The 25,089-nt window shown below is 71.7% G+C and carries 22 protein-coding genes; 17 read left to right on the top strand and 5 right to left on the bottom strand.

Translation table 11 applies throughout. The features are described 5' to 3' along the window. Positions 1-40: 40 nt before the first annotated feature. Both L8M95_RS15320 and cofD read right to left on the bottom strand, forming a co-directional pair. Positions 41-1,474 carry a coenzyme F420-0:L-glutamate ligase gene (locus L8M95_RS15320; protein ID WP_260486940.1) on the bottom strand — a complete coding sequence of 478 codons (1,434 nt, stop codon included), beginning with the start codon at positions 1,472-1,474 and terminating at the stop codon, positions 41-43. Beyond that, positions 1,471-2,523, bottom strand: coding sequence for a 2-phospho-L-lactate transferase (gene cofD, locus L8M95_RS15315; protein ID WP_260486939.1), 1,053 nt, complete (start codon positions 2,521-2,523; stop codon positions 1,471-1,473). Before cofD ends, L8M95_RS15320 begins: the two co-directional genes overlap by 4 nt. 312 nt (positions 2,524-2,835) lie before the next feature. Here cofD and L8M95_RS15310 point away from each other — a divergent pair, with 312 nt between their 5' ends. Then, positions 2,836-3,147 carry a WhiB family transcriptional regulator gene (locus tag L8M95_RS15310; protein WP_067712264.1) on the top strand — a complete coding sequence of 104 codons (312 nt, stop codon included), beginning with the start codon at positions 2,836-2,838 and terminating at the stop codon, positions 3,145-3,147. Between the two features lie 323 nt (positions 3,148-3,470). Here the strand turns inward: L8M95_RS15310 and L8M95_RS15305 are convergent, their stop codons facing one another. Beyond that, positions 3,471-3,968, bottom strand: a complete 498-nt coding sequence (locus L8M95_RS15305) for a metallopeptidase family protein (protein ID WP_396119810.1) — start codon at positions 3,966-3,968, stop codon at positions 3,471-3,473. 191 nt (positions 3,969-4,159) lie between these two features. Between L8M95_RS15305 and L8M95_RS15300 the strand changes: the two genes are divergently transcribed. The 12 genes from L8M95_RS15300 (at position 4,160) to secA (ending at position 19,606) form a co-directional block, all read left to right on the top strand. Beyond that, positions 4,160-4,672, top strand: coding sequence for a DUF3499 domain-containing protein (locus L8M95_RS15300; protein WP_260486938.1), 513 nt, complete (start codon positions 4,160-4,162; stop codon positions 4,670-4,672). A 93-nt stretch (positions 4,673-4,765) separates the two neighbouring features. Beyond that, the gene (locus tag L8M95_RS15295; protein ID WP_260486937.1) at positions 4,766-6,142 is read left to right on the top strand and encodes a phosphomannomutase/phosphoglucomutase; all 1,377 of its coding nucleotides are present in this window, start codon (positions 4,766-4,768) and stop codon (positions 6,140-6,142) included. After that, complete coding sequence (locus L8M95_RS15290) at positions 6,135-7,229, top strand: hypothetical protein (protein ID WP_260486936.1); 1,095 nt, start codon at positions 6,135-6,137, stop codon at positions 7,227-7,229. The genes L8M95_RS15295 and L8M95_RS15290 overlap by 8 nt, the downstream gene beginning before the upstream one ends. Positions 7,230-7,233: 4 nt before the next feature. Beyond that, the gene (gene manA, locus L8M95_RS15285; protein ID WP_260486935.1) at positions 7,234-8,454 is read left to right on the top strand and encodes a mannose-6-phosphate isomerase, class I; all 1,221 of its coding nucleotides are present in this window, start codon (positions 7,234-7,236) and stop codon (positions 8,452-8,454) included. Positions 8,455-8,534: 80 nt separating this feature from the next. Next, positions 8,535-10,001 carry an adenosylhomocysteinase gene (ahcY, locus tag L8M95_RS15280; RefSeq protein ID WP_260486934.1) on the top strand — a complete coding sequence of 489 codons (1,467 nt, stop codon included), beginning with the start codon at positions 8,535-8,537 and terminating at the stop codon, positions 9,999-10,001. Positions 10,002-10,015: 14 nt separating this feature from the next. Then, a complete protein-coding gene (locus tag L8M95_RS15275) occupies positions 10,016-10,705 on the top strand; it encodes a dTMP kinase (protein ID WP_260486933.1) in 690 nt (229 codons plus the stop codon). Between the two features lie 85 nt (positions 10,706-10,790). Next, the gene (mtrA, locus tag L8M95_RS15270; protein ID WP_396119002.1) at positions 10,791-11,471 is read left to right on the top strand and encodes an MtrAB system response regulator MtrA; all 681 of its coding nucleotides are present in this window, start codon (positions 10,791-10,793) and stop codon (positions 11,469-11,471) included. Next, positions 11,468-13,195 (top strand): MtrAB system histidine kinase MtrB, encoded by a 1,728-nt coding sequence (gene mtrB / locus L8M95_RS15265; RefSeq protein WP_260486931.1) that lies wholly within the window; start codon positions 11,468-11,470, stop codon positions 13,193-13,195. Before mtrA ends, mtrB begins: the two co-directional genes overlap by 4 nt. Further along, positions 13,192-14,931, top strand: a complete 1,740-nt coding sequence (locus tag L8M95_RS15260; RefSeq protein WP_260486930.1) for an LpqB family beta-propeller domain-containing protein — start codon at positions 13,192-13,194, stop codon at positions 14,929-14,931. The genes mtrB and L8M95_RS15260 overlap by 4 nt, the downstream gene beginning before the upstream one ends. Positions 14,932-14,935: 4 nt before the next feature. After that, positions 14,936-15,706: a ComF family protein gene (locus L8M95_RS15255; protein ID WP_260486929.1), complete on the top strand. Its 771-nt coding sequence runs from the start codon at positions 14,936-14,938 to the stop codon at positions 15,704-15,706. A gap of 264 nt (positions 15,707-15,970) precedes the next feature. Continuing rightward, positions 15,971-16,666: a ribosome hibernation-promoting factor, HPF/YfiA family gene (gene hpf / locus L8M95_RS15250; protein WP_260486928.1), complete on the top strand. Its 696-nt coding sequence runs from the start codon at positions 15,971-15,973 to the stop codon at positions 16,664-16,666. A 162-nt stretch (positions 16,667-16,828) separates the two neighbouring features. Further along, entirely contained in the window at positions 16,829-19,606 is a 2,778-nt protein-coding gene (gene secA, locus L8M95_RS15245) for a preprotein translocase subunit SecA (protein WP_260486927.1), read from the top strand. A 27-nt stretch (positions 19,607-19,633) separates the two neighbouring features. Here the strand turns inward: secA and L8M95_RS15240 are convergent, their stop codons facing one another. After that, entirely contained in the window at positions 19,634-20,170 is a 537-nt protein-coding gene (locus L8M95_RS15240) for an Rv3235 family protein (protein ID WP_260486926.1), read from the bottom strand. Between the two features lie 163 nt (positions 20,171-20,333). On the opposite strand from L8M95_RS15240, the gene L8M95_RS15235 reads away from it, so the two are divergent. The 4 genes from L8M95_RS15235 (at position 20,334) to L8M95_RS15220 (ending at position 23,990) form a co-directional block, all read left to right on the top strand. After that, positions 20,334-20,744, top strand: a complete 411-nt coding sequence (locus L8M95_RS15235) for an HAD family hydrolase (RefSeq protein ID WP_260486925.1) — start codon at positions 20,334-20,336, stop codon at positions 20,742-20,744. A 4-nt stretch (positions 20,745-20,748) separates the two neighbouring features. Continuing rightward, on the top strand, positions 20,749-22,146 hold the full coding sequence (locus L8M95_RS15230) for a wax ester/triacylglycerol synthase family O-acyltransferase (RefSeq protein ID WP_260486924.1): 1,398 nt from the start codon (positions 20,749-20,751) through the stop codon (positions 22,144-22,146). Positions 22,147-22,190: 44 nt separating this feature from the next. Next, on the top strand, positions 22,191-22,712 hold the full coding sequence (locus tag L8M95_RS15225) for a DUF6912 family protein (RefSeq protein WP_260486923.1): 522 nt from the start codon (positions 22,191-22,193) through the stop codon (positions 22,710-22,712). A gap of 159 nt (positions 22,713-22,871) precedes the next feature. Beyond that, positions 22,872-23,990 carry a ferredoxin reductase gene (locus L8M95_RS15220; RefSeq protein ID WP_260486922.1) on the top strand — a complete coding sequence of 373 codons (1,119 nt, stop codon included), beginning with the start codon at positions 22,872-22,874 and terminating at the stop codon, positions 23,988-23,990. Between the two features lie 47 nt (positions 23,991-24,037). Here L8M95_RS15220 and rsgA read toward each other — a convergent pair whose 3' ends face one another. Beyond that, complete coding sequence (gene rsgA, locus L8M95_RS15215; protein ID WP_260486921.1) at positions 24,038-25,087, bottom strand: ribosome small subunit-dependent GTPase A; 1,050 nt, start codon at positions 25,085-25,087, stop codon at positions 24,038-24,040. Between the last annotated feature and the right edge of the window lie 2 nt (positions 25,088-25,089).

Genomic DNA, 25,089 nt, shown 5'->3' with positions numbered 1-25,089 from the left:
CGAATCCGGCCGGGGGACCGGTCGGCGTGCGGCTACCGACTCACTCGATCGTCAGATAGGCGTCCCCGGCCGGCCGCGGCTCCCGCGGCGGGACCGGGTCGGCCGGAACGCCCACCGCGACCGCGCCGAGTGGTCGCCACGAGGCCGGCAGTCCGAGCTCGCGGCGGGTGGTCTCGGCGGCGAAGATCGTCGACCCCACCCAGCAGGAGCCCAGGCCGCGCGCGGCCAGCGCCACCAGCAGCGACTGCACCGCCGCGCCGCCGGCCACGGTGAACATCGTCTCCTCGCAGGCGGCCCGCCGGGCGTCCGGGTAGTCGTGCGCGCCGGCGGAGTCGTCGACGAACGGCAGGATCAGTTCCGGGCAGGTGCGCAGCAGATCGCCGCGCCCGAGTCGGCGGCCCAGGATCTCGCCGGAGTGCCCGTCGGCGCGCAGGTCGCGCTCCCAGTCCGCGCGGAGGGCGTCCAGCAGCCGCGCGCGGGCGTCGCCCGAGACGCGGACGAAGCGGATCGGCGTGCTGTGGTGCGGCGCGGGGGCGGTCAGCGCGTCCGCCACGGCTCCGGCCAGCAGGTCCGCGTCGACGGACTCGTCGGAGAACCGTCGCACCGAGCGGCGGGCGGGCACGGCCTCCCGCCGCCCCTGCGCCACGGCTTCGGCGGTGCCCAACCGGAACAGATCGGCGGAGCCGTCCCTGACCAGGTCGCGGGCCCGCCGGGGGACGTTCACGTCGTCGTCGTCGTCGTCGTCGCCATCGTCGTCCAGCAGCAGGTGCGCCACCCCGCGCACCACGGCGACCGGTCGGGCCCCGAGCTTGCCCTTGACCAGGTCCGCGGCCGAGGCGATCTCGTCGGCCACGGCCACGTCGGTCACCAGCAGTTCGTTGCCCTGGCGGTCCACGGCGCCGTCGTAGCCCACCGACACCCGCAGCCCGGCGGCGCCGATGGCCATGTCGATCTGGCCGGTGCGCCAGGCCCGTCCCATGGTGTCGGTGACGACGACGGCGAGGCGCGCGCCCGTGAGGCGGCGCAGGTCGCGGGCGAGGGAGGCGGCGGAGGCGTCGGGGTCCTCGGGCAGCAGGGCGAGCTCGCGGGCCTCGACGTTGGATCCGTCGACCCCGGCGGCGGCCTGGACGATCCCCAGCCGGTTCTCCGTGATGAGCGTGCGGTTGACGCGCGCCACCACGCGGACCGACTCGGCGTCCACGAGCCGTCGGCGCAGGGCGTCACGCTCGTCCGGGTCGGTGGGGGCGGGCACGATCCGCCCCTCGGTCTTGGACAGGACCTTGGAGGTCAACACCACCACGTCGCCGTCGACGAGGCCGTGCGGGTCGGCGGTGAGCGCGTCGGCGAGGATCCGCGCCAGGTCGTCACCGGGCCGGAACTCGGGCAGTCCGTCGGGGGCCCACATGACCACGTCCGCGGGCGCGGCGTGCTCGACGGTCCAGCGACGGATCTCGGGGAGCGCGCCGTCGGTCATCGGTCGGTCCGGCCGGGGACCTCGAGGCCGGCCAGGTCGATCGCGGCGGCGACCATGTCCGCGGTGGCGTCGGGATCGGTCATGAGCAGCGGGACCTCCCGGATCGCGACACCGTCGGCAGCGCCCGAGCCGTCGGTGGGCGCGTCGCCCGGAGCCACGAGCCAGCCGTCCAGCAGGCCGGTGCCGGAGCGGGCGCCGTAGTGGCGCGCCACGGCCGTCGCGGAGGTCTCCACGCCGATCGCCGTGAGGCACGCGTCCGCCATGCCGCGCAGCACCGCCCCGCCGATCACGGGGCTGATGCCCACCACGGGGGCCGGGGTGGACCGCAGCGCGGCGCGGATCCCGGGGACCGCGAGGATCGCGCCGACGGAGACCACGGGGTTGGAGGGGGCGACGACGACGAGGTCCGCCGTGGAGATGGCCTCGAGGGTCTCGGGGGTCGGCGCGGCGGCATCGGCCCCGATCTGTACGAACGCCGAGGCCGGCAGTTGGGCCTTGTGCTTGACCCACCACTCCTGGAAGTGGATCGCCCGCGGGCCGGACCCGTCCGCCTCCGGGCCGTTCCCCGTCGCGTCGGGGGTGCTGCCGGTCACCACGACGTGCGTCTCGCAGCGGTCGTCGGTCACGGGCAGCAGGCGCACGCCGGGGGACCAGCGGGTGGACAGCGCCTCGGTGACGTCGGTGAGGCGGTACCCCGCGCCGAGCATCTGCGTCCGCACGAGGTGGGTGGCCAGGTCCTTGTCGCCCAGGCCGAACCAGTCGGGCTGCACGCCGTAGGCCGCGAGCTCGTCCCGACAGTTCCACGTCTCACCGGCGTGGCCCCAGCCTCGTTCGGGGTCGATGCCGCCGCCGAGGGTGTACATGCAGGTGTCGAGGTCGGGGCAGATGCGGACCCCGTGCATCCAGGCGTCGTCGCCGACGTTGACCACCGCGTCGATACGATGCTCCGAGCGTGCACGGGCGGACTCGTCGTCCAGTCCGAGTAGCCGGCGGGCGCCGAGCAGGAAACGGGCGCCACCGACGCCGCCGGCCAGAACACAGATCTTCACACCGTCGAGAGTAGTGACGGTGCGTGCGGAGCCGTCCCGGTGGGCTGCCGACCGGAGCGTGCCCGTGTCCTACGCCACATCCGGAGCGGCGTGTCACCGGTCATAGCGGGCGACGAAAATGGTAGGTCTCACCGATTTCGCTTGACCTGAGCGTCTTGCATGTGTGTAATCACAGGTGTGTCATTCCCTGGTGGGTGACGGTAAATGTCGCACAGACATCAGACAGGCCGCGATTCGACGAGGCTCCCTCAGCCCCGTCGGCGACGGGCCCTCCACCGCGGACCATCGCGGACGAACACGTAACACGAAGGGATGACCGTGGATCGACAGTCACGCACCGTCGCGGGACCCGAGCTGGCCCTGGTCGACCTCGGTGTCTCCGGCCTGTTCGTCGAGGACGAGCAGGAGAGCTGGCAGGAACGGGCTCTCTGCGCGCAGACCGATCCGGAGGCGTTCTTCCCGGAGAAGGGCGGCTCGACCCGCGAGGCCAAGAAGATCTGCACCGGCTGCGAGGTCAAGGCCGAGTGCCTCGAGTACGCGCTGGCCAACGACGAACGGTTCGGCATCTGGGGCGGGCTGTCCGAGCGCGAGCGGCGACGCATCAAGCGCGACGCCGTCATGTGACCCCCGGGCGGCTCCTCCTCCGCCCGCACCCCGCACCCCGCTTCCCGCCCCTCGTATCCACCGCCCCCGGCGAACTCCCGTCGAACACGCCGCCCCTCCCACGCCTGACCGTCCGGCACCGGGCGGTCAGTTCTCGTCTGCTGGGTCCTCGATCGGCCCGGAGCCCCGCCCGGCGCCCCGCCCGCGGCTACGCTGCCGCGTTGACCTGTGATGGCGGAATGTACGCAGACGCCCGGGTTGCGCTGCGGGTATGGACCATTCAGGGTGCGCAAGCCGACGGGCCCCGGCCCCGGCCTGCGGGTCCCCGTGCCCGGGCCCGCGGGTCAGCTCTCGTCGGGGCCGGACTCGACCTCGTCCGGAGATATCTCCAGGTGCTGGGAGACCAGCTCGACCAGGACCGAGTAGATGAGATCCCGGAGGTCATCGCTGTCCGGCGCCCGGCGGGACAGGGGCTTGCGGAACAACACCAGCCGCGCCCGGGTCGGCTGCCCCGAACGGTCGACGCCCGCCGGCACCAGACGCGCGAGCGGGACGTCGCCGTCGGCCACGACCTCCTCGGGCCACGTCTCACCGGGACGCAGCCGCATGCGCGGCACCATGTCCACGGCGAGATCCAGGTGCACCAGTCGCGAATGCCAGTGCTGGTCGATCTCCGCGAACGCCTCCAGTGCGGCGGCGTCGAACTCGGCGGACCGGCTGCGCCACCTCGGAACCTCCGGGGGCAGGATCGGGCCGCGGGGACCGTGACCGCGTCTGTCCGCGCGCCGGGAGGTCACCACTCTCGGGCCGCGACGGCCCGGGTCCCCGGGGAAGTCGCGCACGGAGATCCGACTGCCCGCGCACACGTCACTCTGGCCCGCGCCGGGGATCGCGGTGCCGGTGGGCGGTCGTCCGGGTACCGGGGCGGCGGGGGTCATGGCGCGAGAATAGCCCCGTCCGCGGCGGGCGCGTCGTACCGGCGTGGGCGGGTCGCGGCCCACGCGTCCCGGCTGCGGGACTACCCTGGGGCCTCGTGAGTGAGAACCGTCGTTGCTGCCGTCCGGGATGTCCCAACCGCGCGGTCGCCACGCTCACCTACGTCTACGCGGACTCCACGGCCGTCATCGGGCCGCTGCCCGCGGTCCGGGAGCCACACGCCTGGGATCTGTGCGCGGCCCACGCGCTTCGCATCACCGCCCCCCGTGGCTGGGACCTGGTGCGACATCCGGACATCGACACCTCGGCCGAGGACTCGGACCTCACCGCGTTGCTCGACGCGGTCACGGGCGGACCCGTGGGTGGACGCAGGACCGGCGCGGCGCTGGTCGACGCCGACCGCCTGCGCCGCCTCGGTGTCTCCGATCCCGGTCCGGTCCTCGACGACGCCCGTACCCGGATCGCGGCCGGACCCGGATCCGCCGCGGGCTCGTCGGGTGCGACCGGACGTCCCCACCTGCGGGTGGTCCCCGACATGGGCCCCGCATCCGACACCGAGGCCGGTGGGTCCGGCGAGGGCCGACGCGGGTCGGGCCCGTCCCCCCGCTGAGCCGCGGCCCGCGAGGGTGGTCCGCCGCGTGAGCGGCGCGGGTAGTGTCGGGCACGATCCCGACCGACCCCGTCTCACACCCTGGAGCAACACGTGGCACGTAGCGCCGAGTCCGTCCGAGCAGTCATCAAGGCGTACGACGTCCGTGGTGTCGTCGGTGAGCAGATCGATGAGGACTTCGTCCGCGAGGTCGGAGCGTCGTTCGCCCGCCTCATGCGGTCGGAGGGTGCGAACACCGTGGTGATCGGCCACGACATGCGGGACTCCTCCCCGGGACTGTCCGCCGCGTTCGCGGACGGGGTCACCGCCCAGGGACTGGATGTGGTGACGATCGGCCTGGCCTCGACCGACCAGCTCTACTTCGCCTCGGGTTCACTCGACTGCCCCGGCGCCATGTTCACCGCCAGCCACAATCCCGCCGCCTACAACGGGATCAAGCTGTGCCGCGCCGGTGCCAAGCCGGTCGGGCAGGAGTCCGGTCTGCGGACCATCGCCGACGAGGTCATCGAGGGGGTCCCCGCACACGACGGTGAGCCCGGCACCGCCACCGAGCAGGATGTCCTCGACGGCTACGGCGAGTACCTGCGCGGGTTGGTCGACCTCTCGGGAATCCGTCCGCTCAAGGTGGCGGTGGACGCCGGTAACGGGATGGGCGGCCACACGGTGCCGGCCGTCCTGGGCGGCCTCCCGCTCGAGATCGTCCCCCTCTACTTCGAACTCGACGGCAACTTCCCGAACCACGAGGCCAACCCCCTGGAGCCGGCCAACATCGTCGACCTGCAGGCGCTCGTCAAGGAGAGCGGGGCCGACATCGGCCTGGCGTTCGACGGCGACGCCGACCGGTGCTTCGTCGTGGACGAGCGCGGCGAGCCCGTCGCGCCGTCGGCCATCACCGCCCTCGTCGCCCAGCGGGAACTGGCCAAGGACCCGGGTGCCTCGATCATCTACAACCTCATCACCTCCCGCGCCGTGCCGGAGCTCGTCGAGGAGAAGGGCGGTGTCGCCGTCCGCACCCGGGTGGGCCACAGCTTCATCAAGGCCCAGATGGCCGAGACCGGCGCCGTCTTCGGCGGCGAGCACTCCGCGCACTACTACTTCCGTGACTTCTGGGGTGCCGACTCCGGCATGCTCGCCGCGATGCACGTCCTGGCCGCCCTGGGTGGGCAGGACGGAACCCTGTCCGAGCTCATGGCCGAGTACACCCGGTACGCCGCCTCCGGGGAGATCAACTCCACGCTGGATTCCGCCGAGGCGCAGACCGAGCGCATGGAGGCGGTCCTCACGGCGTTCTCGGACCGGGCCGAGTCCATCGACCGGCTCGACGGTGTGACCGTGGACCTCGGTGACGGGTCGTGGTTCAACCTCCGCGCCTCGAACACCGAGCCGCTGCTGCGCCTCAACGCCGAGGCGCCGACCAGGGAGGGCGTCGCCGCGGTGGTCGACGAGGTCCTCGCGATCGTCCGTGCCTGACCTGACCAGCGACACCGGGGCGGGACGGGTCGATCTCGACGACTCCGAGGCGCTGCGCGCGGCCGACGCCACGGGGGCCCTGCTCCACGCGTCGATGGCGGGTGCCCAGCTGCGCACCGTGGCCACCGCGGTGGACGGCGGGGCGCTCGACGCCCTCGACCGGTTTCGTCCGCGCGCGGTGGTCTGGGTGTCCGGACGGTCCGACCGCGCACGCCACGCGGCGGGGGTGGTCGCCGCCCTGGCGGAGATCGTCGGCGGCCCGGCCGTCCCCCCGCTGGTGCTCGCGCGCACCCTTCCCGCGTGGGTGGGGGCTCTCGACGTGGTCCTCGTCTCCGGGGACGACGCGGGCGACCCCCGGCTGGTGACCGCGATCGACTCCGCCGCCGGCCGCGGTGCGACCGTCGTCGTGGACGTACCCCGGGAGGGACCGGTGGCCGAGTCCGGCCGCGGCCGCGCCACGTGGCTCGAGCCGCTCCCGTACGTGCCGCCGTACCGTGGCGTGCTGCGCCACCTGGCGGCCGGGATGGCAGTGCTCGCCGCGCTGGGCGCCCAGGGCCTGGACGTGGCCGCCGCCGCCGACGCCGTCGACATCGAGCTCGAGGGGCTCGGCCCGGAACTGGCCACGCCGGTCAACCCGGCGAAGCTGCTCGCGACATCGGTGGCGGGCCGTGACCCGCTCGTGTGGATCCACTCGGATCCGGTGTCCGCGGCCTACTGTGACCGTGCGGTCGCCGCGTTCTGCGACGCCGGCAGGGTCACGGCGGCGTCCTCGGTCCCGGACGCGGTGCGTGCGCACGCCGAACGGGCCCAGGGGCGTCCCCCGACGGATCCGCTGGCGAGCCTGTTCCACGACGAGGAGCTGGACGGACCACGCGACGATCTGCCCGTGAGGTACGTCGGTATGGTGTTGGGCGCGGACGAGGAGATCGTCCGGCTGGCCGCGGGCCCGCTCGCGGATGTCGAGTGGATCACCGATCGCGGTCGGGACACGGCCGGCGACGCCCCGGCCCCGTTGAGCGGAAAGGTGGCAGCGCTCATGGCCCGCACGGAACTGGCCGCCGCCTACCTCCTCGTCGGAGGTCTGTAGGTCCGTGGTCGCACTCGAACCGGTGGTCCAGGCCTACGCCTGGGGCTCCCGGACCGCGCTCCCCGAGCTGTGCGGGACCACCTCGCCGGCGCCTCACCCGGTCGCCGAGCACTGGTTCGGCGCGCACGACTCCGGGTCCTCGCGGTGCTCCGACGGTCGTGGTCTCGACGCCCGGATCGCCGCCGACCCCGAGCGCGAGCTGGGCCCGCGGGTGCTGGCCGAGCACGGCGGGGGACTGCCGTTCCTGGTCAAGCTGCTCTCCGCCGAACAGGCTCTGTCGCTCCAGGCCCATCCGTCTCCGGAGAAGGCGCGTGAGGGCTTCGCGGCGGAGGACGCGCGCGGGATCGCCGTCGACGCGGCGGACCGCAACTACCGGGACGCCAACCACAAGCCCGAGATCCTCGTCGCGCTCACCGAGTTCCACGCCCTCGTGGGCTTCCGCCCGGTGGAGAGCACGGTGGCCCTGCTCGACGCGTTGGGCGTGCCGTCGCTGAAGCCCTACCGGGACATGCTCGCCGGGCAACCCGACGCCGAGGGCCTGCGGGCGGTGTTCACCACGTTCGTCACCATGCCGCACGTCGTGCTGGCCGCTGTCGTGCCCGACCTGGTGACGTGTGCGGTCGCCTACCTCACGGAGCACGGCGTCGAGGGCCCGTGGTCCCCGGTGGCCGCCACGATCACCGAACTCGCCGAGCGGTACCCGACCGACCCGGGGGTCCTGGGCGCGCTGCTGCTCAACCGGGTCATCCTGCAGCCCGGTGAGGCCGTCTACCTGGGTCCGGGGCAGCTCCATGCCTACCTGCGCGGTGTCGGCGTGGAGGTCATGGCCAACTCCGACAACGTCCTGCGCGGCGGCCTGACCCCCAAGCACGTCGACGTCCCCGAGCTGATGCGGGTGCTCGAGTTCAGCCCACTGACCGATCCCACGGTCCGGGCGGTCGAGGCCGATCGTGGCATCCCCGGGGAGGTCGACTACCCCACGCCGGAGCCCGACTTCGCCCTGTCGCGCATCGACGTGCCAGCCGACGGCGACCCGGCAGCCTGGCGACCGGAGGGGCCCGAGGTGCTGCTGTGCACGTCCGGCGAGGCGATCGTGGACTCCGACGGGACGAGTGAGGCCCTCGCGCCGGGGAGGGCCGTGTGGGTGCCCGCCTCGACCTCCCGGGTGCGCCTGCACGGCACAGGTGGGGCCACCGTGTTCCGTACCCGCGTCGCCGGCGGGTGACGGGGCCGACACCCCGGCAGGTCGTCCCGCTAGTGTGGGGCGGAGTCTTTCGTGAGTCAATGAGGAGCTGGTCGAAGAACATGTCCGCTGATCTGCAGGTTCAGTCCGTCAATGGTGTCGAGTTCAAGGTGGCGGATCTGTCGCTGGCGGAGGCGGGCCGTAAGCAGATCCGTCTGGCCGAGCACGAGATGCCGGGTCTGATGGCGCTGCGTGAGGAATACGCGGCCGAGCAGCCGCTGGCCGGTGCCCGGATCGCCGGCTCGATCCACATGACGGTGCAGACCGCGGTGCTGATCGAGACCCTGACCGCGCTGGGCGCGGAGGTCCGGTGGGCCTCGTGCAACATCTTCTCCACACAGGACGAGGCGGCCGCGGCGGTCGTGGTGGGCCCGGAGGGGACCCCGGAGGCCCCGCAGGGCGTGCCGGTGTTCGCGTGGAAGGGCGAGACCCTCACCGAGTACTGGTGGTGCACCGAGCAGATCATGACCTGGCCGGGCACCGAGCCGAACATGATCCTCGACGACGGTGGCGACGCCACCATGCTCGTGATCAAGGGCAAGGAGTTCGAGCAGGCCGGCGCCGTGCCGTCGGACGACTCGGCCTGGTCGGCCGAGGAGAAGGTCTTCCACGCGCTGCTGCGTGAGTCCGTTCCGGCCAACCCGGGCAAGTACACGGCCATCGCCGAGTCGGTCCAGGGCGTGACCGAGGAGACCACCACCGGCGTGCACCGCCTCTACCACTTCCACAACGAGGGCGTGCTGCCGTTCCCGGCGATGAACGTCAACGACGCGGTCACCAAGAGCAAGTTCGACAACAAGTACGGCACCCGCCACTCGCTGCTGGACGGCATCAACCGCGGAACCGATGCCCTCATCGGCGGCAAGAAGGCCCTGGTCTGTGGCTACGGCGACGTGGGCAAGGGCTGCGCCGAGGCGCTGGCCGGGCAGGGCGCGCGCGTGCAGGTCACCGAGATCGACCCGATCAACGCGCTGCAGGCGCTGATGGACGGCTTCGACGTGGTCACCGTCGACGAGGCCATCGAGGACGCCGACATCATCATCACCGCCACGGGCAACAAGGACATCATCACGTTCGAGCACATGACGCGGATGAAGAACAAGGCCATCCTGGGCAACATCGGCCACTTCGACAACGAGATCGACATGGCCGGCCTCGAGTCCGCCGAGGGCGTCACCCGGATCAACATCAAGCCGCAGGTCGACGAGTTCGTCTTCGACGACGACGGCCGCTCGATCATCGTGCTGTCCGAGGGGCGTCTGCTCAACCTGGGCAACGCCACCGGGCACCCGTCGTTCGTGATGTCCAACAGCTTCTCCGACCAGGTGATCGCCCAGATCGAGCTGTTCACCAAGGCCGACCAGTACCCGATCGGGGTGCACCTGCTGCCCAAGATCCTCGACGAGAAGGTCGCCCGCCTGCACGTGGAGGCGCTCGGCGGGTCCCTGACCACGCTGGCCAAGGACCAGGCCGAGTACATCGGCGTGGACGTCGAGGGCCCCTTCAAGCCCGACCACTACCGCTACTGATCACAGTACCGGTGATGGCCGCGCGGCTGGTGGTCGTCGAGGGACTCGACGGTGCGGGCAAGAACACACTGACGACGGCGCTCGTCGGCGAGCTCACCGCCCGCGGTCTCTCGGTGGGTCGCCTGGCCTTCCCCCGGTACGGCACGCTGCACGCCGACCTGGCCGCCGACTCCCTGCACGGCGGCCAGGCCGGCCTGGCGGACTCGCCCCACGCGATGGCGCTGCTGTTCGCGATGGACCGGCACGCCGCGCGGGAGGAACTGCTCGAGTTGGGCGAGACGCACGACGTGGTGCTCCTCGACCGGTACGTCGCCTCCAATGCCGCGTACACGGCAGCCCGGCTCGGACCGGACCGTGAGGCCGAGGTGGTCGAGTGGATCGGCACCCTCGAGTTCGACCGGTTCGGAGTGCCCGTCCCCGACCTGCAGGTCCTCCTCGACACCCCCGTGGAGGTGGCCGCCGCGCGCGCCGGCACCCGGGAGGCCGCCGATCCGGGGCGGACCCGCGACCGCTATGAACGCGACGCGGACCTGCAGGCGGCGACCGGCCGGGCCTACCACCGGCTCGCCGCCACCGCGTGGCGTTCGCCGTGGCGCGTGATCGGGGCGGACCCCGACGTGCACGAGTTGGCCGACCTCGTCGTCGTCCCCGCTCCGCACGCCGCGCCGCACCCCGGTCCGGAGGGTCTGCCGGGTAAGGTCTGAGAGTGCAGGAACACGACCCGCGGTGCGTGCCCACGGGGGGTGCGCCTGACGACGCCTACACGACACGCCGACACAAGTGGTGACCATGACCCCGAAGATCCTCGTCGTCGACGACGACGCCGCACTGGCAGAGATGCTCACCATCGTCCTGCGGGGCGAGGGGTTCGAGACCGAGATCGTCGGCGACGGAGTCCAGGCCATCGAGACGTTCCGCGCCGTGCAGCCCGACCTCGTGCTGCTGGACCTCATGCTCCCCGGCAAGAGCGGTATCGACGTGTGCCGTGAGATCCGCGCCGAGTCCCGCGTGCCGATCGTCATGCTCACCGCCAAGACCGACACCGTCGACGTGGTCCTCGGGCTGGAGTCGGGCGCGGACGACTACATCATGAAGCCCTTCAAGCCGAAGGAGCTGGTGGCCCGGATCCGGGCCCGGCTGCGCCGCGGTGAGGACGAGCCCAGCGAGGTCCTGCACATCGGTGACGTCTCGATCGACGTCCCCGCGCACACGGTCACCCGCGACGGCACGCCGATCCCGCTCACCCCGCTGGAGTTCGACCTCCTCGTGGAGCTGGCGCGCAAGCCCCGCCAGGTGTTCACCCGTGAGGTCCTGCTCGAGCACGTCTGGGGCTACCGGCACTCGGCCGACACCCGGTTGGTCAACGTCCACGTCCAGCGCCTGAGGGCGAAGATCGAGAAGGACCCGGAGAATCCGGAGGTCGTCCTCACCGTCCGCGGCGTCGGCTACAAGGCCGGCCCGGTCTCGTGACCACCGCTCGTCCCGACGGCGCGGTGGCGTCCACCGGGGACGAGCGCGACACCCGGGACGTGACCGACTCGTCACCGACCCTCCGGGAGAGGTTGTCCGATCTGGACCCCGCCGCCGTCGGCGGCCGGATCGCACGGCTGTGGCGGCGCTCGCTGCAGCTGCGGGTCGTGACCTCCACGCTGGCGCTGTCGATGGGTGTGATCCTCACGATCGCGTTCATGTTGCAGAGCCAGATGGCGGCCCAGCTGCTGTCGACCAAGCTCGACGCGGCGATGGAGCAGGCCAGCAGGCTCCGCCTCACGGTGCAGGCACAGATCGCCGCCACCGACGAGGGCACGAGCGAACAGTCCCGACTCGACCAGGCGCGCAGCGCGATCAGCGACCGTGGCCTCGCCTCGGGCGGGGACTCCGTCCACGCCGGCACCTTCGACCCGATCCTCGTCGTACCGGACCAGACCGGCCGCGGCCAGGTGGTCAGCCCCGCCGAGGCGCAGGTGCCGCCGGAGTTGCAGTCCCTGGTCCAGCGGGGCCGGATCGCCTACCAGTACGTCACGGTCGACTTCCGCGGCGAGCAGGCCAAGGCGCTCATGCTCGGCACCCCGACGGACTCCTCGATCCCCGGACTGGAGCTGTACCTGGTCTACCCGCTCATCGCGGAGGAACAGACCCTCGGGATCATGCGCGGGATCGTCGCCACGGCGGGACTCGCGATCATCGTCCTGTCCGCGGCGATCGCGTGGATCGTGGCCCGACAGGTGGTCCTACCGGTGCGGCAGGCGGCGTCGATAGCCCAACGCTTCGCCAACGGGCACCTCAAGGAACGGATGGTCATCCGCGGCGAGGACGACGTCGCGCGGCTGGCCATGGCGTTCAACGACATGGCGCAGAGTCTGTCCGACCAGATCACCCAGCTCGAGGAGTTCGGTGACCTGCAGAAGCGGTTCACCTCCGATGTCTCCCACGAGCTGCGTACCCCACTGACCACCGTCCGTATGGCGGCCGACATCATCTCCGACTCGGCGGACGACCTCGACGCCCCCACCAAGCGGGCGGTCGAGCTGCTCGAGTCCGAGCTCGACCGGTTCGAGAGCCTGCTCACCGACCTGCTCGAGGTCTCCCGGCACGACGCCGGCATGGCAGAACTCGCGGTGGCCGAGATGGACGTGCGCACCGCGGTCAAGGACGCGGTGGGCACCGTGGCGCACATCGCCGAGGCGGCAGGGGTGGAGGTCGAGGTCGACATGCCCGACGAGCCGGTCGTCGCCGAGGTCGACTCACGGCGCGTCGAGCGGATCCTGCGAAACCTCGTGGCCAACGCACTCGACCACAGTGAGTCCAAGCCCGTGAAGGTGACCCTGCGCAGCTCGGAGACCGCGCTCGCCGTCTCGGTGCGAGACCACGGCGTGGGGCTCAAACCCGGCGAGGAGACACGGGTGTTCAACCGCTTCTGGCGTGCCGACCCCTCGCGCGTGCGCCGCTCCGGTGGCACCGGCCTCGGTCTGGCGATCGCCCTCGAGGACGCCAAACTCCACGGGGGCCGGCTGGACTGCTGGGGCAGCCCGGGGGAGGGATCCTGCTTCCGCCTCACCATCCCGCGGCGCCGCGGCGGCACCCTCACCTCGAGCCCGCTCCCGCTCACACCCGAGGACGAGGCCAGGCTCATGCGTACCGGCTCGCCGACCCCCCTCGAGCGGGTCCCGGGGGCCGGGGAGAGCCGGCCGTGACCCGGCCCCGGTTCCTGCTCGTGTCGATGACACTGGCCTGCGCGACCGGGCTGGCGACCGCCGGATGCGCGACGCTGCCCTCGTCGTCGTCCCCCCAGGTCATCGACACCTTCTCGCCGGAGGGCAGCGAGCTGTCCGTCCCCACCCCGGTCCCGGATCAGGAACCGGACCTCCTGGTCCGGGACTTCCTCAAGGCCGCGGCGATGGCCGACCAGCGGCACGCCGCCGCCCGCCAGTTCCTCACCCCGCGGGCCGCGGAGACCTGGGACGACCTCGCCGAGACCGTCATCGTGCTGCGCGCCGACCTCAGCGCCGAGGGAGGCCGGTCGGCCGACCGCGCCGAGTACACGCTGCGAGCGGAGAAGGTCGGCACGCTCGATCCCGGCGGGATCTTCCGGGAGGACGTCGGCCAGCTCGAGGTGACGATCGGCCTGACCCGCACGGACGGCCAGTGGCGCATCGACGAGTTGCCACCCGGGGTCGTGATCGAACGCACGGAGTTCTTCTCCACCTACGCCCAGCGGGACCTGTTCTTCCTCTCCGGATCCGGCGACGCGCTCGTCCCGGACCCGCGCTGGACGGCCGCCGACCGCACCGACCTCGAGTACTCACTGGTCAACCTCCTCGCCACGGGCCCCCGGCCCGGGCTGACCGACTCGGTCCTGTCCCGGGTCCCCGCCTCGGTCTCGGTGCGTCCGGGAGAGGACGGGGAGGGTGGCGGATCCTCCGGCACGACGATCGATTTCACCGGGTTGCCCGTCCTCAGCAGCCAGGCCACGACGGAGTTCGCCGCGCAGGTCGTGTGGACCCTCGCCCGCGCCGACGTCCCCGGACCTTTCCGGCTCGAGCGGGACGGCGCGCCCCTGGACGAGCGGTACGCGGACGGCTGGACCACCGAGGATGTCCGAGACTTCGACCCGTACCCGCCGGCGGAGCCGATGCGCAACGCCCTCACCGCGGCGGACGGGTTGGTCCGACTCGAGGACGACGGCGCGCGACCGGCCGGGGGGCCCTGGTCGGAGGTCCGCGGGGGTAGCAGCGCGGTGCTGTCCTATGACGGGCGGAACCTGGCGGTGGTGGCCGCGGAGGCCGGGGACGGACCGAGCCGGATCCTGGTCGGGGCACTGGACGGCGAGCCCGTCGAGGCCCTCACCGCCAGGACCGTGGCCGGCCCGACGTTCCACCCGGTCACCGGTCGGGCCTGGGTACTGGTCGACGACGCGCGACTGCTCCGGATCGGGATGGGTGAGAACGCCCCGTCCATCCAGGAGATGGACGCCGGACCGATCCTCGCCCTGGGGTCGCGGGTGACCGGGTTGCGCATCGACCAGTCCGGCGCCCAGATGGCCGTGGTCGTCGACGGCAAGGTGTTCATCGGCTCGTTGTCCGCCGAGACCGGGCAGCCGCTACCGGGCACGTTCCGTCAGGTCGGCCGAGCTCTGGGGGAGACCGCCTCCTCCGTGGCGTGGCGGGACAGGTCCACGATCGTGGTGGGCCGCGAGACCACCGAGGCCCCCGTCGCGACCGTCTCGGTGGACGGGGCGATCGCCGAACCGCTCTCGCAACGCAACATCTCCGGACCGGTGACCGCGGTCGCCGCGGCCGGGCGCGAGATCTACGTGGTCGACCGACGCTCCCTGCTGCGGCTCGACACCGGGGCCGAGACCGGGGACAGGTACTGGCGGGAGATCTCCGGGCTGGCGGCGATCCGCGCCGACCCGGTGGTCGCGGGCTGAGCCGGTGACCACCGGGGACGGGGACGCGTCACCCCGGTGGCGTGGCGGTGGGTCCTGGGCCGCGGCGTTCGCCGACCTCGTCGTGCCCCTGGAGTGCGCCGGGTGCGGTCGCCCCCGGCAGCGGTGGTGCCCGGACTGCGCCTCGACACTGTCCGCGGTACCGCTGACCGTGCGGACCCGGGCCGACCTGCGGATACCGGTCTGGGCGTTGTCCCGACACACCGGCCCGGCCGCCCTGGCGGTCTCCGCCTACAAGGACCGCGGACGGACCGACCTGGCCCGACCCCTCGGGGCCGCGCTGGCCGCGGCGGTCGACCGGCTCCGGGCGGACGGGGAGATCGCCGAGGCCGACGAGCGTCCCACCGTGCTCGTCCCCGCACCGGCGTCGGCCCGGGCCCGTCGACGGCGGGGGTTCGACCACGTCCGCCAGGTGGTGGACGTCCTCGCCGCCGAACTCGCCGGCGCGGTGCCGACCGGGCCGGTCGTGGTGGCCCCGGTCCTCGAGGTCCGCGGTCGGGTGAGGGACGCGGCCGGGCTCGGCGCGCAGGCCCGCGCGGACAACCTCTCCGGGCGGATCCGTCGCCGCCCGGCGGGCACCCCGCTGCGCGCGACGCCGGGAGCGCCGGTGACCGTGCCCGCCCTCCTGGCCACACCGTCGACGGTGCTGCTCGTCGACGACGTCGTCACCACTGGCGCGACGGCAGCGCAGTGCGTCGCGGTCCTGGAGGCGGGTGGGCTGCGGGTCACGGGTGTCCTCGCCGTCACCGCGGCCTAGGGCGGACGCCGCGGACGCCGCCTCCCGAGCGGGTCCGCAGGCGACTGGTCGGGATGAGGTTCCCGGTCCCGGGGTCCGCGCCGACATGAGGGGGTAGGGTGGGTTTCGGACGCGTTCACCAGCACGTTCGCCGTTCGTCGGCTCCGGTGGACCGTGTCCTGAGAGTAACCACTCAGCCATGTGGGTGGCCCTTCGGCCGGGATTCCGGGCGGTTACCGGATCGGTCGCAGCGGTCCGCCGCAGGCCCGATGAGGAGGAGCTTCGATGGCGAAGACCCCCGCAGTCCTGCTCGATCCCGCCACCTTCGACGGTCCGTCGACCGACGATCCCGGTACGCCGGAGGCACAGGTCACGATCCGTGGCCGCAACGTCGAGGTCCCCGAGCACTTCGCGAGCCGAATCAATGCCAAGCTCGCGAAGATCGAGAAGATCTCGCCGGCCATCCAGAGGTTCGACGTGATCCTGCTGCACGAGAACAACCCGCGGTTGTCCAAGGTGAGCCAGCGGATCGAGATCACCCTCAAGGGCAAGCCCGGCGTCGCCCGCGCCGAGGCGGCAGAGGACACCTTCTACGCGGCCCTCGAGTCGGCGGTCGCCAAGCTCGAGCGGCAGATGCGCAAGGCCCGCACCCGGCGCAAGATCAGCCACTCCGGCCACCGCCGCCCGCAGTCGGTGGCCGAGGCGACCGCCGAACTGGCCGCCGACGCCGCCCCGGCCGAGGCGTTGGACGGGGTCGACGGTGCCGAGTACGGCGGGGCCGACGAGCAGCTGCCCGGGCAGATCGTGCGTCGCAAGGAGCACGACGGCGCCCCGATGTCGGTCGACGAGGCGCTCGAGAAGATGGAGCTGGTGGGTCACGACTTCTACCTGTTCCGTGACACCGAGACCGGACGCGCCACCGTCGTCTACCGCCGGCACGCGTTCGACTACGGGCTCATCACCCTGAGCGACGAGGGCTGACAGCCCCGACCCGCACCCACGAGGCGGTCCGGTCGCCCCTGACCGGACCGCCTCGGCGTGTCACAACGGCCCGCAGCACCTAGGATGTGGACGGACCCGCGTGTCATCACGCAGGTAGCCGTATCCACGACCACTTCCCCGACCACGAGGACGTTCGAGACTGTGTCGATTCTTTCCAAGCTGCTCCGGGCCGGCGAGGGGCGAAAGCTCAAGAAGTACACCGCTCTCGCCGACTACGTGGACTCGCTCTCCGACGAGACGGAGAAGCTGAGCGACGACGAACTCCGGGCGAAGACCGACGAGTTCCGGCGTCGCGTGGCCGAGGGGGAATCGCTCGACGACCTCCTGCCGGAGGCGTTCGCGGTGGCCCGCGAAGCTGCGCACCGCGTCCTCGGGCAGAAGCCCTACAAGGTGCAGATCATCGGCGCCATCGTGCTGCACACCGGATCGGTCGCCGAGATGAAGACGGGTGAGGGCAAGACCCTCACCTGTGTGTTGCCGGCGTACCTCAACGCACTGTCCGGCAACGGTGTGCACGTGGTGACGGTCAACGACTACCTGGCCAAGCGCGACGCGGAGTGGATGGGTCGTGTCCACCGCTTCCTGGGCCTGTCGGTGGGAGCGATCCTCGGCGGGATGACCCCCGCGCAGCGCCGCGAGGCGTACCACGCGGACATCACCTACGGCACGAACAACGAGTTCGGGTTCGACTATCTGCGCGACAACATGGCGCACGACACCGCCGAGCTGGTCCAGCGCGGCCACAACTACGCGATCGTGGACGAGGTCGACTCGATCCTCATCGACGAGGCGCGTACCCCGCTCATCATCTCGGGCCCCGCGGACGGATCCAGTAAGTGGTACGGCGAGTTCGCGCGTATCGCCCCGCTGCTCGAGGAGGGGACCCACTACGAGGTCGACCGCAAGAAGCGGACCATCGGCGTGACCGAGCAGGGTGTGGAGTTCGTCGAGGACCAGCTGGGGATCGACAACCTCTACGAGGCCGCCAACTCGCCCCTGGTCAGCTACCTGAACAACTCCATCAAGGCCAAGGAGCTGTTCGCCAAGGACAAGGACTACATCGTCCGCGACGGTGACGTGATCATCGTCGACGAGTTCACCGGCCGCGTCCTCGACGGACGGCGCTACAACGAGGGCATGCACCAGGCCATCGAGGCCAAGGAGCGGGTGGAGATCAAGGCCGAGAACCAGACGCTCGCCACCATCACCCTGCAGAACTACTTCCGGTTGTACGAGAAGCTGGCCGGCATGACCGGTACGGCCGAGACCGAGGCCGCGGAGCTCTACTCGATCTACAAGCTCGAGGTCATGCCCATCCCGACCAACCGTCCGATGGCGCGCGAGGACCAGTCCGACCTCATCTACAAGACGGAGGAGGCGAAGTTCGCCGCCGTCGTGGAGGACATCGCCGAGCGGGTCGAGAAGAAGCAGCCGGTGCTCGTGGGCACCGCCTCGGTGGAGCGCAGCGAGCACCTGTCCAAGCTGCTCACGCGCAAGGGCATCAAGCACCACGTCCTCAACGCCAAGTTCCACGCCTCGGAGGCGCAGATCATCGCGCAGGCGGGTAGGCCCGGCGCGGTCACCGTCGCCACGAACATGGCCGGCCGCGGCACCGACATCGTGCTCGGTGGCAACCCGGACATCATCGCCGATCTCAACCTGCGCGAGCGCGGCCTTAACCCGGTGGACACCCCGGAGGAGTACGAGCAGGCATGGGACGCCGAGATCGATCGGATGCGCAAGCTCACCAAGGAAGAGGCCGAGCGGGTCCGTGAGGCCGGTGGCCTCTACGTGCTCGGCACCGAGCGGCACGACTCCCGGCGTATCGACAACCAGCTCCGTGGGCGCTCGGGACGTCAGGGCGACCCGGGCGAGTCCCGCTTCTACCTCTCGCTGGGCGACGAACTCATGAGGCGCTTCAACGGTGCCGCCGTGGAGGCCATCATGAACCGTCTGAGCCTGCCGGACGACGTGCCGATCGAGGCCGGCATGGTCTCGCGGGCGGTGAAGAACGCGCAGACGCAGGTCGAGTCGCAGAACTTCGAGATCCGCAAGGACGTCCTCAAGTACGACGAGGTCATGAACCAGCAGCGCACGGTGATCTACGGCGAGCGCAAGCGGATCCTCGAGGGTGAGGACATCACCGATCAGGTCGAGTCGATGATCTACCAGGTCGTCAGCGCCTACGTCGACGGCGCCACCGCCGAGGGGTACGTCGAGGACTGGGATCTCGACAAGCTGTGGGATGCGCTGCGTCAGCTCTACCCGGTGACGATCACGGCGCAGGACATCATCGACGGCGACGAGTACGGGTCGTCCGGAGACCTGTCCGCGAAGAACCTCAAGGACGCCGTCCTCGACGACGTCTTCGCCCGCTACGACGAGCGTGAGGCCGAGATCGAGGGCATCGGCGGCGCGGGTGCGATGCGTCAGCTCGAGCGGTCGGTCATGCTGCAGGTGCTCGACCGGAAGTGGCGTGAACACCTGTACGAGATGGACTACCTCAAGGAGGGCATCGGTCTCCGGGCGATGGCCCAGCGCGATCCACTCGTCGAGTACCAGCGTGAGGGCTATGACATGTTCGCCGCCATGATGGACGGCGTCCGTGAGGAGACGGTGGCGTTCCTGTTCAACGTCAAGGTCGAGGCCGGTCAGCAGCAGAAGGCGATGGCGGGTCCCTCCGCGGCGCAGGCGGCGGCCCTGGCCGGCGCGAACCCGATCCTCCGGGCCGCGGGCACCGGACGGGATGTGAGCGCGGACCAGATGCAGTTCTCCGGCCCGTCGGAGAGCGGCGATCCGGAGCTGGTCGACGAGGGAGCCTCCGCGAATCGTGCCGATCGGCGGTCGCAGGAGCGCCAGCAGCGCGCCGAGCGTCGCGAGAGGGCGGCCAAGGCCGCGACGAGGGGTCGCCGCGACTGACGCGGTACCCCACGCCCGCAGGGCGGCTCACGCCAGCCTGAGGGCCGCGCAGCGGGCGCCGGTGGGGGTCACCTGTATGCGGGCCGCGACGGCGAACAGTCGCGGCCCGCGGGCGTACGTGGCGCACACCTCGTAGTCGACCGCCGCCGGGCCCGGCCCCTCGTGGGAATCCGTCCGGCCGGGGTCGGCCGCGTGGATGTGCAGCCGATGGATCCTGGCCGGCCCCAGGTGCCGGCCGGGTACCCCGTCTCGCGCGAGCGTGCGAAGCATCTCGACCAGGTGGGGCGGGAACGCCCCCTTCGTGTGCTGTGGGGCCCGCCTGCGGTCGACGACCTCCAGCGCCATGACGACGAGGGCGTGCGCGGCCCTCCGAGCGGGAACCGGGACACCGCCCTCCGGGTCGGGCACCGGCCTCGGGGGACGGGCGGCGGGGCCGGTGCCCTGATCCGCGGTACCCGCGTCGCCCGACGCCCCCGGCACGGGTTCGACCGAGGGCAGGGGGCGCACCCGGCCGGCGGCGTCGCCGGTGTCCGGAACCGTGCCGGCCGCGGGGGGAGGCCGCACGCTCGTGGGCGGTGAAACGGGTGTCGGTGACATCTGGGCCTGCTCCCTCCCGCGCCGGACCCGGTGTGGTCTGGCGTTCTCTACCCCTCATGACGCGCCGGAACAGGACCCTGGTTCCACCTCGCCTACTGCACCGTGACCGGGTGTTGCCTAGGCTGTCCCCATGCGTGGACTGATAGTCGACTACTTCGGGGTGCTGGACGGCACGGACGAGGACCGTGAGAACTGGCGGTCGATCCTGACCGGTGCGAGGGCGAATGACGTCCGTCTCGCCATACTGAGCAACGAGCCCGAGGGGCCGGGGGCGGAGCGCGTCCGCGAGGATGCCCGGGACCTCGGGATCGAGCACGTGGTGCTCAGCGGCGTGATCGGGGTCGAGAAGCCGGAGCCCGAGGCGTTCCTGGAGGCCGCGCGCCGACTCGAACTCGAGCCGAGGGAGTGCGTGATGGTCGACGACGCGATCGAGAACATCCTCGGTGCCGTCCAGACCGGCATGATCGGCGTGTTCTATCAGGTGTTCGATCGGGCCGCCGTCGAGATCCGGGGCCTCCTCGGGTTGGACGAGGCGGTCTGACACCGTGGCGACCAGACTGGCCACAGCGGACGCGGACCTGCTCCTCGGTGACGCGGCGCGTTCCCGAAGCAGGCACTCGTGTTCGCTGGCGCTGGTCGCCAGGGACGAGCCGTGGGACATCGACCGCGTGATGGAGTTCGTGGACGCCCGGCTGGCCGACGCGCCGCGGTACCGGCAGCGGATCCGGCACGTCCCCTTCTCCCTTGCCAGGGCTGTCTGGGTGGACGACCCGGACTTCGACCTCAGTTTCCATGTCCGGCGGTCGGCGCTGCCGGCCCCCGGCGGGATGCGGCAGCTGGCGGACCTGGTGGCCAGGCTCGTCGACCGGCCACTGGAGGCGGACCGCCCGCTGTGGGAGCTCTATCTCATCGAGGGGCTGCCGGACGGACGCCTGGCGATTCTCACCAAGACACACCACGCTCTGCTGGGCGGTCCCCACGCGGTGGACCTGGCCCAGGTCCTGGTGACGGACGAGCGGGCCTCCGCGGACGTCGACGAGGTCGCCACGTGGACCCCGGTGCCGTCCCCGGGGGACGGGGTCCTGGTGCTCGACGCGCTCATGACCATCGCGACCGATCCCCTGGAGCTGGTACGCCGCTCGGCTCGCCTGGCCCACGCGCTCGAGCGGGCCACCCGCGGCCTGGTGGGCGCGGCCAACCTCTCGGTGCTGCGCCCCGCCGGCGGCCTGGCGGAGATGTTCCGCACCACCCGCCCCCGCGGGAGCCGGGTGGGGCTGGCGTCGTTCTCGCTCGCCCAGGCGCGGGAGATCGCCCGCGAACACTCCTGCAAGGTCAACGACGTGGTCCTCGCGGTGCTGTGCGGGGCCCTGCGGTCCTGGATACTGTCATGCGGCCACCCGCTGTCGACGTCGGACACGCTCAGGGCGATCGTGCCGATGGCCGTGACCTCCGAGGCCGAAGGGTCGGAGAACCAGAGCGAGGCCACCTCCGCGGAGATCGCCTCGGCGCTCATCGGCATGCCGGTCGGGGAGCCCAACCCCCGCATGCGACTGGCGCAGATCGCCCGTGAGACCGCGACGCAGCGCCATCCGCGGGAGGCGGTGGGGGCGAAGTCCCTGGCACGCCTGTCCGGGTTCGCCCCGCCCACCCTGCACGCCCTGGCATCCCGGGCGGCGATCATGTTGCCGTCGGAGAGCTACGACATCGTGGTGACCAACGCACCCGGCCCCCAGCGCAAGGTGTACTGGGGGGACGGTGAACTCGTCGAGGTCTACCCCGTCCCCGCCCTGCTGGGCGAGCAGGCGCTGGCCGTGTCGATGAGCAGCTATGCCGGAACCGTGTACTGCGGATTCACCTCCGATCGCCAGGCCGTCCCGGACGTGGAGGAGATCGGCGAGCTCATCTCGTCCGCGTTGGACGAGCTCACCGGAACCGCCGGCTGAGCGGCACGCCTGCTGACCGTCACCCCGTACGAGGAGAGACCACCATGCGCCTGTTCGTCCCCGCCACCCTGACGATGCTCGAGACCCTTCTCGAGGCGGGGGAGATGCCCGTGCGGAGCGGAACCGCGTTCGCCGCGACTCCCGCGCTCATCGAGTCCTACGCGGAGGGTGACCTCGAGGAGATCGAGCACGTGGCGTTCCTCGAGGCCTCCCGTGCGTCGCTCCGACTGCTCGGTGGGGAGCTCGATTCCGGCGCCGCGCACGAGTCCCACCCGTACCGGCGGGTCGTGGTGAGTGCGGACGTCCCCGATGACCGGGTGCAACCGCGGCCGGACCTGGACACCGCCGTGGTCAGGCTGAATGGTGCCACGGTGTCGACCGCCGAGATCGCCGCCGTCCACGTGGACCTGGCCGGGGCCGTGGACCTCGTGCGGGACGCTGTCGAGGCGGTGGACCGTGCGGACCTGGGGGACGAGGACGCCGAGCTGACCGTCGGCGACGCGCTCGACGTGGACCTGGCGTGGTACGACGCCGTGGAACTGCCGTTCCTGCTCACGCTGCTCTGACGTCGGTCCCGTCCGGGTCGTCGGCGGACCGTGCCAGCGGGACGCGGAAAGTCTTCCCGGAAGATCCCGTCGGCCGCTAACCTACGCTACCGTAGGTTCATGTCCGGAAGCGTCGGCCCGACCCACGGGCCACGGGTATCCGGTTTCAAGGAGGCACCAGTGTCCGAGTCGAGAAGTGGACTCAATCGCGTCCTGCGTGCGGCGGCCGCGCGGGTCCCCGAGCCGCGGGGGGCGCGCAGGTTCCTCAACCGCCTCACCCACCCGCTACGGATGGACGACTACTCGTCGCTCATCTACCCGCTGTGGTCCTCGCGCGAGCTGCGCGGTGAGATCGTCTCCGTCCGACGCGAGGCCGACGACGCCGTGACCCTCGTGATCAAGCCCGGCTGGGGCGCCACGCCCGAGTACCGCCCCGGCCAGTACCTGGGGATCGGCGTCCTGCTCAACGGCCGGTGGACCTGGCGGTCGTATTCGTTGACCTCGGCGCCCACGAGTGGCCGTGGCGAGTACTCGGTGACCGTCAAGGCCCTGCCGGAGGGGTTGCTGAGCAATCACATCGTCGGGACGGTCGAGCCGGGGACCATCGTCCGGCTGCAGGCGCCGGCCGGTGATTTCCACCTGCCCTCTCCCACCCCTGAGAAGCTGATGTTCGTGACCGCGGGCTCGGGTATCACCCCGGTCATGGGCATGCTGCGGTCGTTGGACCGGCGCTCGGCGAACGAGGGGTTCCCCGACGTGGTCCACGTCCACTCGATCCGGGACCGCGAGGACGCGCTGTTCCACGACGAGTTGCTCGCGCTCGAGCGCACCCAGCCGGCGTACACGTTGCACTTGCGGGTGACCAGCGAGGACGGCCGGATCAACTCCGAGCAGATGTCGGCTCTCGTCCCGGACTGGTCGGAGCGTCCGACGTGGGCGTGCGGCCCCTCGGCGATGCTCGACGAGCTGACCGAGCACTTCGAGGCCACCGGGCGGGACGACCTCCACATGGAGCGCTTCACCGTCGACCGCAACGCGGGCGCCTCGGGCGGGACGGTGACGTTCGGCTCCACCGGCAAGACGGTCGAGCTCGACGGTGCCACCACGATCCTCGAGGGCGGCGAGAGCGTGGGTGTGCAGATGCCGTTCGGCTGCCGCATGGGCATCTGCCAGACCTGCGTGGTGGGTCTGGACGAGGGCCACGTGCGGGATCTGCGCAACGGAACGGACCACGGGCCGGGGGAGCGGATCCAGACCTGCGTCTCGGTGGCGCTCGGGGACGTCGAACTGAAGATCTGACCGAACGGCCGGCGCCCACCGGAGGGTGGGGCGCCGGCCCTCCGGGGTCAGTCCTGGTCCAGCCCCAGGGCCCAGGGATCGTTGGACTGCAGCGCGCCCAGCAGTTCGCGGACCGCCAGGGCCCGACGGTGCACAGCCGGGTCGGTGACGGCGTCGAAGGCGCACTCGGGGTCCGCGGGCGGGCCCTGGTGGGTGCATCCGCGCGGGCACTCGCGGGCGATCTCGTCGAGATCGGAGAAGGCGGCCACGACATCGTCGGGGGAGACGTGGGCGAGCCCGAAACTGCGGATGCCCGGGGTGTCCACCACCCAGCCGCCCGTCGCCAGTTCGAGTGCGACCGACTGGGTGGAGGTGTGCCGGCCCTTGCCGACGCCGGAGACCACGCCCGTCGCCCTGTAGGCGTCGGGGACCAGGCGGTTGACGAGTGTCGATTTACCGACGCCCGAGTGTCCGATCATCGCGGAGATCCGGCCGTCGATCAGGTCGTGGAGATCGTCCAGCTCGTCGTCGACCCCCACTCGCAGGACCGGCACGTCGAGTTCGGCGAACTCGGCGGCGAACACCGAGGGGTCGTCGAGGTCGCCCTTGGTCAGGCACAGGACCGGTTCCAAGCCGCCGGTGTAGGCGGCGACGAGGGCCCGTGCGACGAACCCGGCGCGCGGCGGGGGGTCGGCGACGGCCACCACGATGAGCAGCTGCTCGGCGTTGGCGACCACCACCCGCTCGTAGGGGTCGGAGTCGTCGGCGGTCCGGCGCAGCACCGTCGAGCGCTCCTCCACGCGGACGATCCGGGAGAGGGTGTCGCGCGCGCCGGTGAGGTCGCCGACCACGCCCACCCGGTCGCCCACCACCACCGGGGTCCGGCCGAGTTCGCGGGCCCGCATGGCGACGACGCGGGTGCCGGCGGTGTGGTCCGGGCCGTCGTCGAGCAGCACGCAGCCCCAGCGCCCGCGGTCCACGGCCACGACCATCGCGGCCGCGGCATCGTCGTGGCTGGGCCGGCGTTTGGTCCGTGGGCGTGAGCCCTTCCCGGGCCTGATCCGGACGTCGGACTCGTCCCACCCTCGTGCGCTGCCCGCACCCCGTCCGCTCGGCATGA

It is taken from the genome of Dietzia sp. B32, from assembly GCF_024732245.1.
GTDB lineage: Bacteria > Actinomycetota > Actinomycetes > Mycobacteriales > Mycobacteriaceae > Dietzia.
This window is presented reverse-complemented; position numbering and strand designations above follow the sequence as displayed.

Bases quoted from the DNA above. Each gene is read 5' to 3' on its own strand.
- mtrA (WP_396119002.1), top strand. From the start codon at position 10,791: ATGACCCCGAAGATCCTCGTCGTCGACGACGACGCCGCACTGGCAGAG.
- L8M95_RS15225 (WP_260486923.1), top strand. From the start codon at position 22,191: ATGCGCCTGTTCGTCCCCGCCACCCTGACGATGCTCGAGACCCTTCTC.
- L8M95_RS15310 (WP_067712264.1), top strand. From the start codon at position 2,836: ATGACCGTGGATCGACAGTCACGCACCGTCGCGGGACCCGAGCTGGCC.
- L8M95_RS15275 (WP_260486933.1), top strand. From the start codon at position 10,016: ATGGCCGCGCGGCTGGTGGTCGTCGAGGGACTCGACGGTGCGGGCAAG.
- hpf (WP_260486928.1), top strand. From the start codon at position 15,971: ATGGCGAAGACCCCCGCAGTCCTGCTCGATCCCGCCACCTTCGACGGT.
- L8M95_RS15235 (WP_260486925.1), top strand. From the start codon at position 20,334: ATGCGTGGACTGATAGTCGACTACTTCGGGGTGCTGGACGGCACGGAC.
- rsgA (WP_260486921.1), bottom strand. From the start codon at position 25,087: ATGCCGAGCGGACGGGGTGCGGGCAGCGCACGAGGGTGGGACGAGTCC.
- L8M95_RS15320 (WP_260486940.1), bottom strand. From the start codon at position 1,474: ATGACCGACGGCGCGCTCCCCGAGATCCGTCGCTGGACCGTCGAGCAC.
- ahcY (WP_260486934.1), top strand. From the start codon at position 8,535: ATGTCCGCTGATCTGCAGGTTCAGTCCGTCAATGGTGTCGAGTTCAAG.